Source organism: Nonomuraea fuscirosea, from assembly GCF_003001935.1.
GTDB classification, from domain to species: Bacteria; Actinomycetota; Actinomycetes; order Streptosporangiales; family Streptosporangiaceae; genus Nonomuraea; species Nonomuraea fuscirosea.
Map to the genome: position 1 here is coordinate 220,371 of NZ_PVNG01000007.1, position 14,930 is coordinate 235,300.

Here is a 14,930-nt window from a genome sequence, read left to right on the forward strand (position 1 = left end):
CGGCGGACCGGCTCCGGCTGTGGTAGACCCGGCTCAGGCTTCTGACGGCCGTACGGCGGCCCCCGCTCCCGAGCGCGCGGAGCTGAGGCCGAGCAGGATGCCCGCGACGACCAGCCCGGCGCCCAGCAGATCGTACGCGGACGGCATCGCGACCCCCAGCACCGCGCCCGTGACGATGGCGGCCACCGGGATGAGCCCCGCGAAGAGCCCCGCCCGGCCCGGCCCCAGCTTGGGCAGCGAGCTGTACCAGAGGAAGAAGGCGACCACGGTGACCACGACCGCCAGGTAGGCGAACCCGAGCGCCTCGGCCAGCGTGGGCATCCTGACCATGTCCGTACCGGCGTCCACGAGCCCCACCGCGACCAGCATGGGCACGGCCAGCGCCGTCGAGTACGCCGACACCCGGATCGCGCCCAGCTTGGGCAGCAGCGGGATGGCCAGCAGCGAGAAGCACACCTCGCCGACGAGCGCGCCGAGCGCCCACAGCAGGCTGACGGTGTCGCCGCTGCCAAGCCCGGTGGCGAGGGTGGCCCCGGCCACGACCACGGCGGCGCCGGCCAGCAGCCGGGGCGCGGGCCGGCCGCCGGCCAGCGCGAGCGCCAGCGGCACGGTGCCGAGCACGGTGCCGACCAGGGCGGGGCCCGAGGCGCGGGTGGACTCGACCACGCACACGTTGAAGATCACCAGGCCGAACAGCGTCAGCCCGCCCAGGCACAGGAGCTCGCGCGCCGTCATCCGGACGAACCGCAGGCCGAGCACCCGCGTTATGACTAGCAGGATGACCGAACCGACGAGATACCGGACGGCCTGTCCGCCGTATATCGGGTAGGCCTCGACGAGTTTCGAGACGCCGGCCAGCGTGCCGACGAGGAACATGGCCGAGGCCGCGCCGATGATGCCGTTTCTCATGCGAAGGATGCTAGGGAGACAATGGTTCGTTCAAACAGTCCAATGTCCCGCCGAGAGACAGGACCAATATGGCTGACCTCCATATCCAGATAAAGCGGGGTAAGGGGGCCATCGCCGGGCAGATCGCGTCTGAGCTGCGCGACTCCATCCGGGGCGGGCGGCTCACTCCGGGCACCCGCCTGCCCGCCACCCGCGACCTGGCCACCGACCTCCAGGTCTCCAGGGGCGTGGTGGTGGAGGCGTACGAGCAACTGGTCGCCGAGGGCTTCCTGATCTCCAGGGTGGGCGTCGGCACCCAGGTCACCCCCAAGAACGCGCGCGGCCTGCCCAGGCCGCGCGACACCGCGCGGCCCCGGCCCGGCCAGCGGCCCGAGCAGCGGCCCGGCCAGCGGCCCGAGCAGCGGCCCGACCAGCGGCCCGACCAGCGGCCCGAGCAGCCCGGCGGGACCCCCGCCAGGGGCACCTCGTACTACGGTCATCGCCCCACCTCCCCGGACCTCAGCCACTTCCCCCGTGAACGCTGGCTGGCGGCCGTCAGGCATGTCCTGACCACCGTACCCTCGGACGCGCTCGATTACGGGGACCCCGGCGGCGTGCCTGAGCTGCGTGAAGAGCTGGCCGGCTACCTCCGGCGGGTCAGGGCCGCCGATGTGCGCCCGGAGAACCTCGTCATCGTGGGCGGCGTGGCGCAGGGCCTGAGCCTGGTCCTGCACGTGCTGACCCAGCAGCGGCCGATCCGCCTCGCCGTGGAGGACCCGACCAGCCACCGGCAGGTGCCGCTGCTGCGGCGGGCGGGCGCGCGGCTCGTGCCGGTGCCGGTGGACGAGCACGGCCTCGACGTGCGCCGGCTGAGCGGGGACGCCGTGCTGGTGACGCCGGCGCACCAGTACCCGACGGGCGTGGTGCTGTCGCCGCCGCGCCGGGCCGCGCTGATGGAGTGGGCGTACGCGGGCGACCGGGCGATCCTGGAGGACGACTACGACGCCGAGTTCCGCTTCGACCGCGACCCCGTCGGCTGCCTCCAGGGGCTGGCGCCCGACCGGGTGATCCTGTCGGGCAGCGTGAGCAAGGCGCTCGCGCCCGGCCTGCGGCTGGGCTGGGTGGCGGCGCCGCCCGACCTGGCCGAGGCGATCCGGCGGGCGCGGGGCGAGCTGGACCTGGGCTCGCCGGTCATCGAGCAGTACGCGCTGGCCCACTTCCTGCGGACCGGCGGCTACGACAAGCACCTGCGGCGCATGCGCAGGGAGTACCGGCGGCGCAGGGACGCGCTGGTCACGACGCTGGCGGGGGAGCTGCCCGAGGTGCGGGTGAAGGGGATCGACGCGGGGCTGCACCTCTACCTGGAGCTGCCGGACGGGTGGAGCGAGCCGCGTACGGTGCGGGCCGCCCGCGAGCTGGGCCTGTCGGCCGAGGCGGTCGGGCCGATGCGGGAGGCGGCGGGGCCGCCGGCCATGGTGGTGGGCTTCGCCCGGCTGCCCACGCACAAGGCGGTCGAGGCGGTACGAGGATTGAAGGTCAGCATGTCAGGACAAATCTCTAAATAAGGAGCATTTCTCGGACGAACGGGAGGCGACATGCGGGTGGGACTGCTGGGTCTGGGCCGGATCGGAGCCTTCCACGCAGCCACCCTGGCCACGCATCCCCTCGTGGACGAGCTGATCGTGGCCGATCCCGTACGGACGTCGCCGTACGGGAGACCGGGGGACCCCTTCGCGACGGACGCCGTCGTCATCGCCACCCCGACCAGCACCCACGCGGACCTCATCATGGAGGCGTGCGCCAGAGGCGTCCCCGTGTTCTGCGAGAAACCGGTGGCGGGGACGGTCGCCGCCACCGTCGAGGTGCTGCGGGCCTGCGCGGGACATCGGGTGCAGATCGGGTTCCAGCGCAGGTTCGACCCCGGCTACGTCGCGGGGCGGCGCGCGGTGCGCGGCGGCGAGCTGGGCGAGCTGCACCGGGTGCACCTGGTCACGGCCGATCCCGCGCCGCCGCCCGCCGAGTTCCTGCCGTCGTCGGGGGGCATCTTCCGCGACTGCCACATCCACGACTTCGACATCCTGCGGTGGGTGACCGGCCGCGAGGTGGTGTCCGTCTTCGCGCGCGGCGCCAACCGCGGGGCGGCGTTCTTCCGCGAGGCGGGCGACGTGGACAACAGCGCCGCGCTGCTGACGCTCGACGACGGCACGCTCGCCACCTTGCAGGGCTCGCGCTACAACGGCGGCGGGTACGACGTGCGCATGGAGCTGGCGGGCACCCGGCGCACGCAGGCCGTCGGGCTCAGCCCGCGCGCGCCCCTGCACAGCACCGAGGACCTGCCCGGCCTGGGCAAGCCCTGGCCGGACTTCGTCGCCCGCTTCGAGACCGCCTACCGGGAGGAGATCGACTGCTTCCTGACGGCTGACACGAGCCCGTGCTCGATCGCGGACGCGCTGGAGGCCCTGTACGTGGCCGAGGCCGCCGACCTGTCCCTGCGCGAGGGCCGCCCGGTCGAGGTCGCCGAGGTACGACAGCGCGCGTGACCTGAGCCGTCTCGTCGGGCCGTGCTGCGGCTTCGGGCGTGGCCGTGGCCGTGGCCGAGGTCGGGGCCGAGGTCGGGGTCGGGGTCGGGGTCGGGGCGGCGGCCCTCAGGTGGAGGACTTGGTGCGTTTCGGTTCGAAGCCGGGCGCCAGCAGGATGATGGCCGCGGCCAGCACCAGCGGCGCGGCGAAGGCCACGCGCATGTTCACGGCGTCCGCGAGGCCGCCCACCAGGGCCGCCCCGACGATGAAGCCGACATAGTTGAACAGGTTGACCCGGGCGATGGCCACCCCCGTCCCGGCCGGGTCGAGCCGGCCCGCCGCGGAGAACGACTGCGGCGCCACCACCGCGAGGCCCACCCCGGTCACCCCGAAGGCGACCAGCCCGAGCACCTGGTTCGGGGCCAGCACGATCCACGCGAAGCCCAGCGTGGCGATCACACCGCCGGCCCTGACGATGGCGGCCGGCCCGAACCGCCTGACGGCGAGGTCGCCGCCGAGCCTGACGGCCAGCGTGGTCGCCTGGTAGGCGGCGTAGGCCAGCGGGATCACCCAGGCCTCGGCCGTCAGCACGTCCTGCATGTAGACGGTGTTGAAGTTGGAGACGGCCGCGTCGCCGACGTACAGGAAGGCCATGGCCAGGCAGAGCGGGATGATCGGCCGCCATGGGAAGCCGTCGAGGTGCACGGAGCCGGTCTCGGGCTTCTCCTCGGCCGGCGTGTAGAGAGAGCGGCCGAAGACCAGGGAGCCGGCCACGGCGAGCAGCATCGGCAGCGTCATGATGAGTTCGAGCGGGAGATGGGCCGCCGCCGCGGCCGACGCCCACAGCGCGCCGGCCATGCTGAGCGCGCTCCACACGCAGTGGAACCCGTTGAGCACGTGGAGGCCGTACCTGCGCTCGACCGCCACACCCTGCATGTTCATGCCCGCGTCCACCGCGCCCAGCGCCAGCGCGTACACCAGCAGCGCGGGCACGAGCAGCACCACCTGCGGCGCGAACCCGGTCAGCACCACGGCGGCGGCCACCGCCGGCTGCGCGATCCGCAGCAGCAGCCTGCTGCCGAACCGGGCGGCGAACGCCCCGGCTCCCACGCTGCCCACCCCGGCGAACACCGGCACGATGAGCAGCAGCAGCGTGAGCGAGCCCTCGTCGAGGTGGTGCTTGGTCTGCAGGTTCGCGATCTGGACGAGCAGCGTGGCGAGGGACAGCCCTTGTACGGCGAAGACGGCGTACGTGGCGATCCGGGCCTGGCGATCACGCAAGGACGGCACGGCGGCCTCCTGATCGGGGGGAATCAAACGTGAGGCGCGGTCAGGTTAGCCGCTGCCACAGGCCCTCCGCCAGCACCGGAAGGCAACGAGTGATCTCCGGCGGCGGCCCAGACGCCGAGCGCCAGCAGCGCCGCCACCTCACTGATCGCCAGCCCCCGCTCGACCAGCCCCAAGGGCATGACGCGATACCACGGCAGCCCCTCGGCGGCCCCGACGATCATCATCGTGCCGATGCCCGCCACCCACAGCACCGAGCAGACCCCGAACGCGAACGCCACGAGCGTCGCCCGCGACCGCTCCCGCCGCCAGGGCCTGGCGATGATCACCACCGCCAGCGGCAGGCAGAGGAAGGCGACGAAGCTGCCCACCCGGTGGATGCTGCCGCTCAGGCTGGGCCCGACCGACCAGTCGTGCTTCTCGAACCAGGCCGTCATCAGCAGCCCCACGCTCCAGCCCATGAGCGCGATCATGCCGAACACCCCGGCCAGCCTCTTGCGGGCCAGCGACACCCCGATGGCCGCGGAACCCACCGCGAGCAGGCCCACGCCGAGGCCGAAGATCCAGCCGCCGGGGCCCAGGCCGTGCTGGCTGATCGTCCGCCTGAACGGGTCCATCTCGTCGAAGCTCGCCAGCTCCAGGCCCAGGATCACCGCTATGCCCGCGCCTGCCACGCCGAGACCCCACCGCGCCGGTTGATGCACGCGCACACCCCACTTCGACCGGTCCCTTTGATCGGAACAACGGCCGTACCTGTAAGGGGATTCCTAAGAAAATCGTGAGAAACCACCCGCCGCACCTGGTGACCCGGCCATCCCCATCGCCACGCCGAAGTGAGCGAGAAGCTCACGAGAGAGGATTGCCGGACTACTCGCCGGAATCCATCGACACCTGTCCAATCGGGACGAGCAAACGGCGCGACCGCCAGATATCGTCAGAAGTGTGAACGAACGCGCGGGATCGTGGTTGCCGAAACTTCAGGAAGTCGGCGAGCGGCTGGCCGAGGAGTGGGTCTCCGCCCGCCGGCCGCAGGGGGCGGACGACGTACCCCAGCCGCACGAGCTGCGCGCGTCCGACGCCGACAGGGAACGCATCGCCCAGGTGCTCCAGGACGCGCACGCCGACGGGCGCCTCACGCTGGACGAGCTGGAGGAACGGCTCGGCGTGCTCTACGCCGCCCGTACGCTCGGCGAACTGGCCGCGCTCACCCGCGACCTGCTGCCCGCCGACCAGCAGCCGCTCAACCTGGACGGCCGGCCGGTCTCGGCGATCTTCAAGAAGGAGCAGCGCGGCGGGCGCTGGGTGGTGCCGGCCGAGCTCGGGGTGACGGCCATGTTCGGCACCACCAAGCTCGACTTCCGCGACGCGATCCTGCAGAACCGGCGGATCATCATCAACGCCACCCTCGTCTTCGGCGGGCTGGAGATCCACGTGCCCGAGGGGCTGGAAGTGATCAGGGTGGCCAAGGACAAGACGGTCCGCCTGACCAAGCAGCCCACCGGGCCGGAGGCACCGGTGGTGGAGGTGCGCACCACGAACTTCGCGGGCGAGGTCAAGGTCAAGGAGCCACCCCGCCGCAAGCGCCGCCGCTGAGAGCTCGGCGCCTGCCGTCGGCCGGCGTCGGCGACCCGAGCCGACCCGTCCGGACCTGCCGGTCCGGGTCAGCCGGCCGCGGTCAGCCGGCCGTGTCGAAGTTGATCGCGCTGTACGCCCGCAGCTTCCACAGCTGGTGCTCGCTCTCGATCTTGCGGATCGTGCCCGACCTGCCGCGCATCACCAGCGACTCGGTCACCGCCGAGCCGGCCCGGAACCGTACGCCCTGCATGAGCTCGCCGTGCGTGATGCCGGTGGCCGCGAAGAACACGTCGTCGGACTTGACCAGGTCGTTCGTGGTGAGCACCTGACCGAGATCGTGCCCGGCGTCGACCGCCCGGCCCCGCTCGGCGTCGTCGCGCGGCCACAGCTTGCCCTGGATGACGCCGCCCAGGCACTTGAGCGCGCACGCCGCCACGATGCCCTCGGGCGTGCCGCCGATGCCGAGCATCAGGTCGATGCCGGTGCCCGCGCGGGCCGCCATGATCGCGCCGGCCACGTCGCCGTCGGTGATGAACTTGATCCGCGCGCCCGTCTCCCTGATCTCCTTGACCAGCCGCTCGTGCCGGGGCCGGTCGAGCACGACCACGGTGACGTCGGAGGGCGAGCAGTGCTTGGCCCTGGCCACCGCGTTGACGTTGACCGACACGGGGGCCTCGATGTCGACCACGTCGGCCGCCTCGGGGCCGGTGACCAGCTTCTCCATGTAGAAGACCGCGGACGGGTCGTACATGGAGCCGCGCTCGCTCACCGCGATGACCGACACCGCGTCCGGCATGCCGAGCGCGGTCAGCCTGGTGCCGTCGATCGGGTCGACCGCCACGTCGCAGTCGGGGCCGCTGCCGTCGCCCACCTGCTCGCCGTTGAACAACATCGGCGCGTGATCCTTCTCGCCCTCGCCGATGACGACCACGCCGTTCATGGAGACCGTGCTGATCAGCTGCCGCATGGCGTTGACCGCGGCGCCGTCCGCGCCGTTCTTGTCGCCCCGGCCGACCCACCGGGCCGCCGCCATCGCCGCCGCCTCCGTGACGCGGACGAGCTCCAGCGCCAGGTTGCGGTCGGGGGCGCGCTCGCTCGTGGCGAGCGCCGCGGGCACGGAAGTCTGATCGGACATGTCGGTGGCCTCCTCGTCGGACGTCTACCTCGATCGTAGTTGCCGGTCTCTTCCCGGTCAGAGGGGGATAATCTGGCTCCGGAGAACGGATTTTGCGCCATACGCTGTGCGCGGCATGGATCTTGCCTCCAACATGGAGCCTGGCATCCCGCCGTGGAGGAGATCCCGAATGAGCGATGTGGAGAACGCGGTCGCCGCACCGCGCACGTCCGAGCGCGGCGCGGCCACGCGGAGCTCGCTGCTCGCCGCCGCCAGGGCGGTCTTCGTCTCCAAAGGGTTCGCCGAGGCCGGCGTGACGGACGTGGTGGCCAGGGCCGAGGCCAGCGTGGGCAGCCTCTACCACCACTTCTCCGGCAAGGCCGATCTCTACCTCACGCTGTGGGAGGAGTTCCAGGCCAGGCAGACGCAGCGGACCAAGCAGGCCGCCCGCGCGGCCAGGGCGGCCGGCGAGAGCGACCCGATGCGGGTGTTCGTCGGCGCCGCCCGCGCCTACCTCGACGGCTGCCTGGAGGAGAGGGAGCTGGCCGAGCTGTTCCTGCGCGGTGACGGGCCGCCCGGCTTCGAGGTGGTCATGCGCGACCGGATGCGCAAGTGGGCCCAGCTCAACGCGGCGCTGTTCGAGGACGACACCGCGCTCGTCCTGGTGCTCACCGGCGCGCTGGCCGCGGCCGTGCCCGAGGTGCTGCGCACGGGAGATCGCGACCTGGCCGAAGAGGTCCTCACCATCATCGGGCAGATCCGGCCGGCCGCTTCGGCGACCGCCGCCTCCAGCGGGTAGCCTCGGCGACTGTGCGACGGTTCACCCAAGGTTTCTACGGCTACGCGGTAGCCCTGTTCGTCTGTCTCGCGGGCGCGGGGTTGTTCCTGCTGGTCACCCCGCAGAGCCGGGAGGAGCACATCCCGCGGCTCGACTACTCCATCACCGTCGCCAACTTCGGCCACGCGGTCCCGTACGGCGTCTGGGCGCCCCAGGCGGATCCGGCGAACTGGGTGCCCAACAGCAACAGGATCGCCGACGGCGAGAACGGCGCGAAGGTCCTCTACCTGGGCTACGCCACGGCCGCGCGGCAGCACGCGATGTTCGCGCAGAGCGACGAGCGGCCCGCGGCCGGGTTCGCCAGCCGCATGGCCAACACCGACAAGGCCGCCGGCACCCAGCAGGTCGGGGGCGTCGCGTGGGAACGGCGCTTCAGGGAGGACAAGAACCAGCGCTCGCTGGTGCGCGTGCTGCCCGACGTGACGCTCGTCATCACCGGGACGGCCGACTGGACGGAGCTGGGCGAGCTGGCGGCCCGCCTCCAGCAACGGCCCCAGGGCTGAGCCTCTCCAGCGACGACCCCAGGATCGAGCCTCTCCAGCGACGGCCCGAGGGCTGAGTCTCTCCGGCAACGGCCCCGGAACTGAGCCGCGGGCTCGTCGCGGCCGTGGTTGTCGGCCGGTCCCTCTAGGGTGGTGACGTGGCAGACGAGAAGGCACCCTCATACGAGCAGGCCCGCGAGGAGCTGACCGAGGTGGTGCGCCGCCTCGAGACCGGCGGGCTCACCCTGGAGCAGTCGATCGAGCTCTGGGAGCGCGGCGAGAAGCTGGCGGCCGTCTGCGAGGAGTGGCTGCAGGGCGCCAGGGTCAAGCTGGCCGCCGCCATGGCCCGCCGCTCCGAGCCCACCCCCGCGGGCTCCGACGACGCCCCCTTCTAGGGGTTTCCAAGGCGCCCTGGCACAAGCGCCGGGCGGCTTCGCGTCAGATCGGCCGCGCGGACGACCTGACGTCTGACGAGGCCGTGCTCGTCGCACAGCTCGCGGGCCCGCTGTCTTGCGAGCCCGCCCCCTCCCACGGGCCCGCAAGGGGCGTCAGGCGTCCGTTCTGACCAGGGTCACCACAGGGATGCGGCGGGTGGTCTTCTTCTCGTAGTCGGCGAACTGGGGCGCCTGCTCAACCATTTTGGCGTAGAGGCGGTCGCGCTCCTCGCCCTCGGCGACCACGGCCTTCACCTCGAACGTCTCCGTCCCGATCTCCGCCGTCGCGGCGGGCGTGGCGCGAAGGTTGTGGTACCACGCGGGGTTGGTGTCGTCGCCCCCCTTGGAGGCGATGACGACGTAGCGGTCGCCGTCCTTCACGTACATCACCGGCGTGGTGACACGCCTGCCGCTCTTGGCCCCCGTGGTGGTGAGCAGCACCAGCGGCTTGCCCTCGAACATGCCGCCGACCCGGCCCTCGTTCTCGCGGAACTCCTTGATGATCTGCTGGTTGAACTCGTTGTAGTCGATGGTCACGCTTCGCTCCTCAACAATCGGAGAACTCTCCGGTTACAGCCTAATCGGAGAACTCTCCGTTTGTCACCGGTATGCTCGACCGCGTGTGCGGACGCCGACTCCTGCCCGTGGTCGGGCAACCCCAGCCCGAGCGGGCCGATGCCGCGCGCAACCGGCAGAAGATCATCGACGTGGCGACGCGGATGATCGCCGAGCGCGGGGCGGCGGGTCTCTCGCTCGACGAGGTCGCCCGCGTCGCGGGAGTCGGCGTGGGCACGGTCTACCGGCGCTTCGGCGACCGCGCGGGCCTGGTGCTGGCGCTGCTCGACGAGGGGGAGCGGCGCTTTCAGGAGTCCTTCTTCGCCGGGCCGCCGCCGCTCGGCCCCGGCGCGCCGGAGGGCGAGCGGATCGTCGCGTTTCTGCGGGCGCTGGTCGACCGGGTGGTGGCGCAGGAGGAGCTGTTTCTGCTGCTGGAGACGGGCAAGGCGAAGGGCTTCAGCACCCCGTACCAGATCTACCACGTCCACCTCACGGCGCTGCTGACGCGGGCGCGCCCGGAGGCCGACGCCGCGTACGTCGCCGACGCCCTGCTCGCGCCCGTCAACGCCTATCTGATCGCCTTCCAGCGGGAGGAACGCGGCATGACGGTCGAGCAGATCAAGTCAGGCGTGACTGCCGTGGCGCGGGCCGTGCTCCGTTAGGTCATCAGGCAGAGCAGGTTGCCCTCCGAGTCCCGGAACGCGGCCATCCTGATCTCCTTGTCGCGGGTGCCGAACGTCCCGTCGTCGGTGAAGACCAGGTGCGGCTCCTCGACGATCGCGACGTCGTGCGCGCGTAACCGGGCCACGTCGGCTTCGAGGTCGTCCGTGGCGAGGTAGAGCACGGCCGAGGGGGCGCTCTTCTCGATCAGCAGGCGTACGCCGTCGAGGTCGAAGAAGGCCAGCCCGGGCGGCCGGTAGGTGGCGATGTGCCGCAGGCCGAGCACGTCGCGGTAGAAGGCGGTGGCTCTGTCGAGGTCGTCGGCGTGCTGGGCGACCTGGGTGAGTCCTCTCATGCGCCGAACGTAGACCTCGCAGCCGTGACGCGCGCCCGCTTTGACCCGTCACGCGCGTCCACCTTCACCCGTCATGGGCGCCCGCTTTTACCCGTCACGCGCTCACGCGCCGACTCGTCAGGCACTCTCCGGCTGGTCGGGTGCTTCGCGGCCGGCCCGGCTCTTCGGGCTCTTGGCCCCGGACGGCGCTCTCCTGCTCGTCCCGCCCGCCCGGCTCTTCGGCGCGTCCTGCCCATCCGGTGCGTCCGGGTCTTCTGTCCGTACGGTCAGGCGGTCGTCGCTCAGCCGGATCGTCAGCAGCGTGCCAGGGGAGACGTCCTTGGCCAGGCGGACCACGTCGCCGGACGGGTGCTGCACGATGGCGTAACCGCGCTCCAGCGTGGCGGCGGGGGACAGGGCGACGAGGCGGGCGCGCAGATGGGTGAGGTCGTCGGCGGCGCGGTCGAGCGAGGACGACAACGAGCGCCTGGCCCGGTCGCGCAGCGCCTCGGCCTGCTCGGCCCGGCGTTCGAGCTCGCGTACGGGATCGGCCAGCGAGGGCCGCGAGCGCACGGACGTCAGCCAGGACATCTCCCGGTCGAGCCAGCCGCTCACCACCCTGCGGCCACGGTCGCGGAGCTGGCGCACCAGCGAAAGCTGCTCGCCCACGTCGGGCACGACCTTCTTGGCCGCGTCGGTGGGCGTGGAGGCCCGCACGTCGGCCACCAGGTCGAGCAGCGGGCTGTCCTGCTCGTGGCCGATCGCGCTCACCACGGGGGTGCGGCAGGCGGCCACGGCGCGCACCAGCGTCTCGTCGGAGAACGGGAGCAGGTCTTCGAGCGAGCCACCGCCCCTGGCGATGACGATCACCTCGATCGAGGAGTCGGCGTCGAGCTTGCGCAGCGCCTCCGTCACCTCGGCCACCGCGTACGGCCCCTGGACGGCCACTTCCTCGACCTTGAACCGCACCGCGGGCCAGCGCCTGCGCGAGTTTTCCAGCACGTCGCGCTCGGCCGCCGACTCACGCCCGCAGACGAGCCCGATCGTGCCCGGCAGGAACGGCAGCCGCCGCTTCCTGTCGGCGTTGAAGAGCCCCTCGGCGGCCAGCAGCTGCCTGAGCCGCTCCAGCCTGACCATCATCTCGCCCACGCCGACCGGGCGCATCTCCAGCGCGGTGAAGGCGAACGAGCCCCTGTTGACCCAGAAGTCGGGCTTGACGTGCAGCACCACCCTGGAGCCGTTGGCCGGTCGCGGCACGGTCGCCTCGTAGACGCCGCGCGGGGCGGTGACCCTGGCGGACACGTTGGCGACCGGGTCGCGCAGGGTCAGGAACACCGTGCCGCCACGGGTGCTCAGGTCGGTGATCTCACCTTCGACCCAGACCGTGCCGAGTCTGCCGATCCATCCGCCCACCATCTGCAGGACCGTGCGGATCGGCAGGGGAGACTCAGGCGTGGTCTTCGAGCTCATGGCGGAAGACTACGGGTTCGGTGCGACGTTATTCCCCGGCGCGCAGCTTGGCCAGGCGGTTCTCGAACATCTTGATCACCTCGGGCCGCGCGGCGTTGGACCGCTCGAACTCCAGGTAGGAGCTGATCTGCTCGGCGCTCTTGCCGCGCATCCTGGCCCGCAGGGAGGCCACGGTGAGGCCGGAGTAGCCGGGCAGCGGCTCGGTCAGGTCCACGGCCGCGGCGGCGACGGGCTCGGGGGCCCTGGCGGGCTCGGCGGTGGCCGCGGCGGGCTCCGGCGCGGCGGCCGGCTCGGGCGCCACCTCGGGAGCCTTGCTCGCGGCCTTCGGCTTGGCGGCCCTGGCCCTGGGCTTGGCGGCCTTCGGCTTGGCGGCGGGCTCCGGCTCGGCCACGGCGGGCTCGGCCACGGCGGCGGGCTCAGCCACGGCAGACTCGGCCACGGCGGGGTCGGCCACGGCCTTGGGCGCGGCGGGCGCGACCTCCGGCTCGGGCGCGGCGGTGGCGGCCGGCTCCTGGACGGGCTCGGGGGCCACGTCCGTCTTGGTGCCGGACTCCTTGGCGGCGGTCTCGGGCTCGGGGTCCGCGGGCGCGGGCTTGGCGACGGCTTCCGGCTTGGAGGTCGCCTCCGGCTTGGCGACGGGCTCCGGCTTGGCAGCGGTCTCGGGCTCGGAGACGGCTTCCGGCTTGGCGGCGGGCTCGGCGGCGGGCGCCGCCTCGGTCTTGGCCGCGGGGGAGAAGATGACCGGGTCCGGCTTCGTCTTGGCGACCCCGTTGGGCTCGGCCGCGGGGCGCGGGGCGAAGATGACCGGCTCCTTGCGCTCGGCCTTGCCCTCCTCGGCCTCGGCCGGCGCGGGGGCGACCTGCTGAGCGGCGGAGGGACGGGAGTCCTGCTCCTCCTCGCGCTCCTCCTTGGCGCCGATGCCCTTGATGGAGTTCTTCATCCGGTCCACGAGCAGCAGCGCCTGCCCGGCGGCGCTCAACGTGGTCTGGACGACGAGAAGCGGCAGGTCCTTGGCCTTCTCCTTGAGTTCGTCCTTGTTGGTAACGGTTTTAGCGATGTTGCGTATCACGTCGCTGAAGGACATGTACGTCTCCCTGGGAGGTCAGTGATGGACGGACAGTCTGGCAAATCGCGGGCAACCACGCACGCGCGGGCCAGAACGCCGCTCCACGTAGCATAGAAAGTATGGAGCCCCAGACCCCCACTTCCCGCCGAGTCCTCGTTGCCAAGCCACGGGGCTACTGCGCCGGAGTCGATCGAGCCGTGGTAGCGGTCGAGAAGGCTCTGGAGCAGTATGGTGCCCCGGTCTACGTACGCAAGCAGATCGTCCACAACACCCACGTCGTCAAGACGCTCGAGGCCAGGGGCGCCGTCTTCGTCGACGAGACCGAAGAGGTGCCCGAGGGCGAGATCGTCGTCTTCTCGGCCCACGGCGTCTCCCCGGTCGTCCACGAGGAGGCCAGGCAGCGCGGCCTGCGCACGATCGACGCCACGTGCCCGCTGGTCACGAAGGTGCACAACGAGGCCAAGCGGTTCGCCGCCCAGGACTACGACATCCTGCTGATCGGGCACGAGGGCCACGAGGAGGTCGAGGGCACCTCCGGCGAGGCGCCCGAGCACATCCAGCTCGTCGACGGGCTCGACGCGGTCGGCAAGGTGGAGGTGAAGGACCCGAGCAAGCTGGTGTGGCTGTCGCAGACCACGCTCTCGGTCGACGAGACCACCGAGACCGTCGCCCGGCTCAAGGAGCGCTTCCCCACGCTCATCGACCCGCCCAGCGATGACATCTGCTACGCCACCCAGAACCGCCAGGTGGCGGTCAAGGAGATCGCGGCCGAGTCCGAGCTGGTCATCGTGGTCGGCTCCGACAACTCCTCCAACTCCAAGCGGCTGGTCGAGGTGGCCAAGGACTACGGCGCCCAGGCGTCGTACCTGGTCGACAACGCCGACTTCATCCGCGACGAGTGGCTCGACGGCGTCACCACGGTCGGCGTGACCAGCGGCGCCTCGGTGCCGGAAGAGCTGGTGGCGGAGGTGCTGGCGCGGCTGGCCCGGCACGGGTTCGGCGACGTGACGGAGGTCGAGCCGGTGGAGGAGCGCATGCGCTTCGCCCTGCCCCACGAACTGCGCAAGGACCTGCGGGCCTCCTGAGCCCCGCAGCCGGTCGCGGGCCGGTCCCGGGCTCTCCTGAGAGGTCGCGGGCCGGTCCCCGGCGATCCTGAGAGGTCGCGGGCCGGCGTCCGTGAATGGGGGGCCGGGTCTAGTCTTCGCCGCGCGGCGTTCCGTACACCTTGGGCTCGAAATACCCCTCGGGCTCGGGCACGAACGGCTGGCGCGGGCGCGGCACCTCAGCCGCGTCCGCCTTCAGCTCCTCGCGCAGCTCGCGTACGTTGTCGCGCAGCCCGCGCCGCCACGCGACGCCCAGCACGATCGCCGAGCCGGCGAACAGCCACGGCGCGCCCCGCGTCATCGACGTGTAGAGCCCCAGCGCCAGCGACTGCACGACCGACACCGAGCCGAACGCCCGCCCGAGCTCGACGAACAGGGTGGCGCAGAAGAACACCAGCGGCGGCGTCACCACCAGCGACAGCAGCTCGCGCCGGTTGACCAGGAGCGCGCCGAGCGCGCTGGCCAGCACGAACGCCGCTCCGACGAGGTGGCCGACGCCGAACACGGCCGCCAGCACGTAGCCCGCCAGGGTGGCCAGCAGGGCGAGCGCGATGGCGCCGCGAGCCGTCAGCCTGACCGCAGGACGCCTGCCCTTCTCACCCACT

Annotated in this window: 17 protein-coding genes; 8 read left to right on the top strand and 9 right to left on the bottom strand. The window is 71.9% G+C overall.

The window, feature by feature from the left end; genetic code table 11:
* Positions 1-33: 33 nt before the first annotated feature.
* On the bottom strand, positions 34-909 hold the full coding sequence (locus B0I32_RS18350; RefSeq protein ID WP_106240655.1) for a DMT family transporter: 876 nt from the start codon (positions 907-909) through the stop codon (positions 34-36).
* A 68-nt stretch (positions 910-977) separates the two neighbouring features.
* On the opposite strand from B0I32_RS18350, the gene pdxR reads away from it, so the two are divergent.
* Together pdxR and B0I32_RS18360 are read left to right on the top strand one after the other, a co-directional pair.
* Entirely contained in the window at positions 978-2,453 is a 1,476-nt protein-coding gene (pdxR, locus tag B0I32_RS18355; RefSeq protein ID WP_106240658.1) for a MocR-like pyridoxine biosynthesis transcription factor PdxR, read from the top strand.
* A gap of 30 nt (positions 2,454-2,483) precedes the next feature.
* Complete coding sequence (locus B0I32_RS18360; RefSeq protein ID WP_106240661.1) at positions 2,484-3,428, top strand: Gfo/Idh/MocA family protein; 945 nt, start codon at positions 2,484-2,486, stop codon at positions 3,426-3,428.
* 105 nt (positions 3,429-3,533) lie between these two features.
* On the opposite strand, the gene B0I32_RS18365 is transcribed toward B0I32_RS18360, so the two are convergent.
* Complete coding sequence (locus B0I32_RS18365; protein WP_106240664.1) at positions 3,534-4,697, bottom strand: MFS transporter; 1,164 nt, start codon at positions 4,695-4,697, stop codon at positions 3,534-3,536.
* Between the two features lie 23 nt (positions 4,698-4,720).
* Positions 4,721-5,398 (bottom strand): DUF998 domain-containing protein, encoded by a 678-nt coding sequence (locus tag B0I32_RS18370; protein ID WP_181307515.1) that lies wholly within the window; start codon positions 5,396-5,398, stop codon positions 4,721-4,723.
* 238 nt (positions 5,399-5,636) lie between these two features.
* Between B0I32_RS18370 and B0I32_RS18375 the strand changes: the two genes are divergently transcribed.
* Positions 5,637-6,287 (top strand): DUF1707 SHOCT-like domain-containing protein, encoded by a 651-nt coding sequence (locus B0I32_RS18375; RefSeq protein ID WP_181307517.1) that lies wholly within the window; start codon positions 5,637-5,639, stop codon positions 6,285-6,287.
* Between the two features lie 82 nt (positions 6,288-6,369).
* Here the strand turns inward: B0I32_RS18375 and glpX are convergent, their stop codons facing one another.
* Positions 6,370-7,404 carry a class II fructose-bisphosphatase gene (glpX, locus tag B0I32_RS18380; protein ID WP_106240672.1) on the bottom strand — a complete coding sequence of 345 codons (1,035 nt, stop codon included), beginning with the start codon at positions 7,402-7,404 and terminating at the stop codon, positions 6,370-6,372.
* Between the two features lie 169 nt (positions 7,405-7,573).
* On the opposite strand from glpX, the gene B0I32_RS18385 reads away from it, so the two are divergent.
* The 3 genes from B0I32_RS18385 (at position 7,574) to B0I32_RS18395 (ending at position 9,098) form a co-directional block, all read left to right on the top strand.
* A complete protein-coding gene (locus B0I32_RS18385) occupies positions 7,574-8,182 on the top strand; it encodes a TetR/AcrR family transcriptional regulator (RefSeq protein WP_106240674.1) in 609 nt (202 codons plus the stop codon).
* An 11-nt stretch (positions 8,183-8,193) separates the two neighbouring features.
* Complete coding sequence (locus tag B0I32_RS18390; RefSeq protein ID WP_106240676.1) at positions 8,194-8,724, top strand: DUF4245 domain-containing protein; 531 nt, start codon at positions 8,194-8,196, stop codon at positions 8,722-8,724.
* A 137-nt stretch (positions 8,725-8,861) separates the two neighbouring features.
* On the top strand, positions 8,862-9,098 hold the full coding sequence (locus tag B0I32_RS18395) for an exodeoxyribonuclease VII small subunit (RefSeq protein WP_106240678.1): 237 nt from the start codon (positions 8,862-8,864) through the stop codon (positions 9,096-9,098).
* Positions 9,099-9,251: 153 nt separating this feature from the next.
* On the opposite strand, the gene B0I32_RS18400 is transcribed toward B0I32_RS18395, so the two are convergent.
* Positions 9,252-9,674, bottom strand: a complete 423-nt coding sequence (locus B0I32_RS18400) for a nitroreductase family deazaflavin-dependent oxidoreductase (RefSeq protein WP_245955889.1) — start codon at positions 9,672-9,674, stop codon at positions 9,252-9,254.
* A gap of 83 nt (positions 9,675-9,757) precedes the next feature.
* On the opposite strand from B0I32_RS18400, the gene B0I32_RS18405 reads away from it, so the two are divergent.
* Positions 9,758-10,354: a TetR/AcrR family transcriptional regulator gene (locus B0I32_RS18405; protein ID WP_219911878.1), complete on the top strand. Its 597-nt coding sequence runs from the start codon at positions 9,758-9,760 to the stop codon at positions 10,352-10,354.
* Here the strand turns inward: B0I32_RS18405 and B0I32_RS18410 are convergent.
* From B0I32_RS18410 to B0I32_RS18420, 3 genes are all read right to left on the bottom strand, one after another.
* Entirely contained in the window at positions 10,351-10,707 is a 357-nt protein-coding gene (locus B0I32_RS18410) for a VOC family protein (protein ID WP_106240682.1), read from the bottom strand. The two genes, B0I32_RS18405 and B0I32_RS18410, sit on opposite strands and share 4 nt — an antisense overlap.
* Positions 10,708-10,824: 117 nt before the next feature.
* The gene (xseA, locus tag B0I32_RS18415; protein WP_106240684.1) at positions 10,825-12,156 is read right to left on the bottom strand and encodes an exodeoxyribonuclease VII large subunit; all 1,332 of its coding nucleotides are present in this window, start codon (positions 12,154-12,156) and stop codon (positions 10,825-10,827) included.
* Between the two features lie 28 nt (positions 12,157-12,184).
* A complete protein-coding gene (locus tag B0I32_RS18420; RefSeq protein ID WP_106240686.1) occupies positions 12,185-13,240 on the bottom strand; it encodes a hypothetical protein in 1,056 nt (351 codons plus the stop codon).
* A 101-nt stretch (positions 13,241-13,341) separates the two neighbouring features.
* Here B0I32_RS18420 and B0I32_RS18425 point away from each other — a divergent pair, with 101 nt between their 5' ends.
* Positions 13,342-14,307, top strand: coding sequence for a 4-hydroxy-3-methylbut-2-enyl diphosphate reductase (locus B0I32_RS18425; protein WP_106240689.1), 966 nt, complete (start codon positions 13,342-13,344; stop codon positions 14,305-14,307).
* A 109-nt stretch (positions 14,308-14,416) separates the two neighbouring features.
* Here B0I32_RS18425 and B0I32_RS18430 read toward each other — a convergent pair whose 3' ends face one another.
* The gene (locus B0I32_RS18430) at positions 14,417-14,929 is read right to left on the bottom strand and encodes a DUF6542 domain-containing protein (RefSeq protein WP_106240691.1); all 513 of its coding nucleotides are present in this window, start codon (positions 14,927-14,929) and stop codon (positions 14,417-14,419) included.
* Between the last annotated feature and the right edge of the window lies 1 nt (position 14,930).

What these genes read in the sequence shown, in the direction of transcription:
- B0I32_RS18410 (WP_106240682.1), bottom strand. Translation starts at nt 10,707, where the DNA reads ATGAGAGGACTCACCCAGGTCGCCCAGCACGCCGACGACCTCGACAGA.
- pdxR (WP_106240658.1), top strand. Translation starts at nt 978, where the DNA reads ATGGCTGACCTCCATATCCAGATAAAGCGGGGTAAGGGGGCCATCGCC.
- glpX (WP_106240672.1), bottom strand. Translation starts at nt 7,404, where the DNA reads ATGTCCGATCAGACTTCCGTGCCCGCGGCGCTCGCCACGAGCGAGCGC.
- B0I32_RS18385 (WP_106240674.1), top strand. Translation starts at nt 7,574, where the DNA reads ATGAGCGATGTGGAGAACGCGGTCGCCGCACCGCGCACGTCCGAGCGC.
- B0I32_RS18350 (WP_106240655.1), bottom strand. Translation starts at nt 909, where the DNA reads ATGAGAAACGGCATCATCGGCGCGGCCTCGGCCATGTTCCTCGTCGGC.
- B0I32_RS18360 (WP_106240661.1), top strand. Translation starts at nt 2,484, where the DNA reads ATGCGGGTGGGACTGCTGGGTCTGGGCCGGATCGGAGCCTTCCACGCA.
- B0I32_RS18420 (WP_106240686.1), bottom strand. Translation starts at nt 13,240, where the DNA reads ATGTCCTTCAGCGACGTGATACGCAACATCGCTAAAACCGTTACCAAC.
- B0I32_RS18425 (WP_106240689.1), top strand. Translation starts at nt 13,342, where the DNA reads ATGGAGCCCCAGACCCCCACTTCCCGCCGAGTCCTCGTTGCCAAGCCA.
- xseA (WP_106240684.1), bottom strand. Translation starts at nt 12,156, where the DNA reads ATGAGCTCGAAGACCACGCCTGAGTCTCCCCTGCCGATCCGCACGGTC.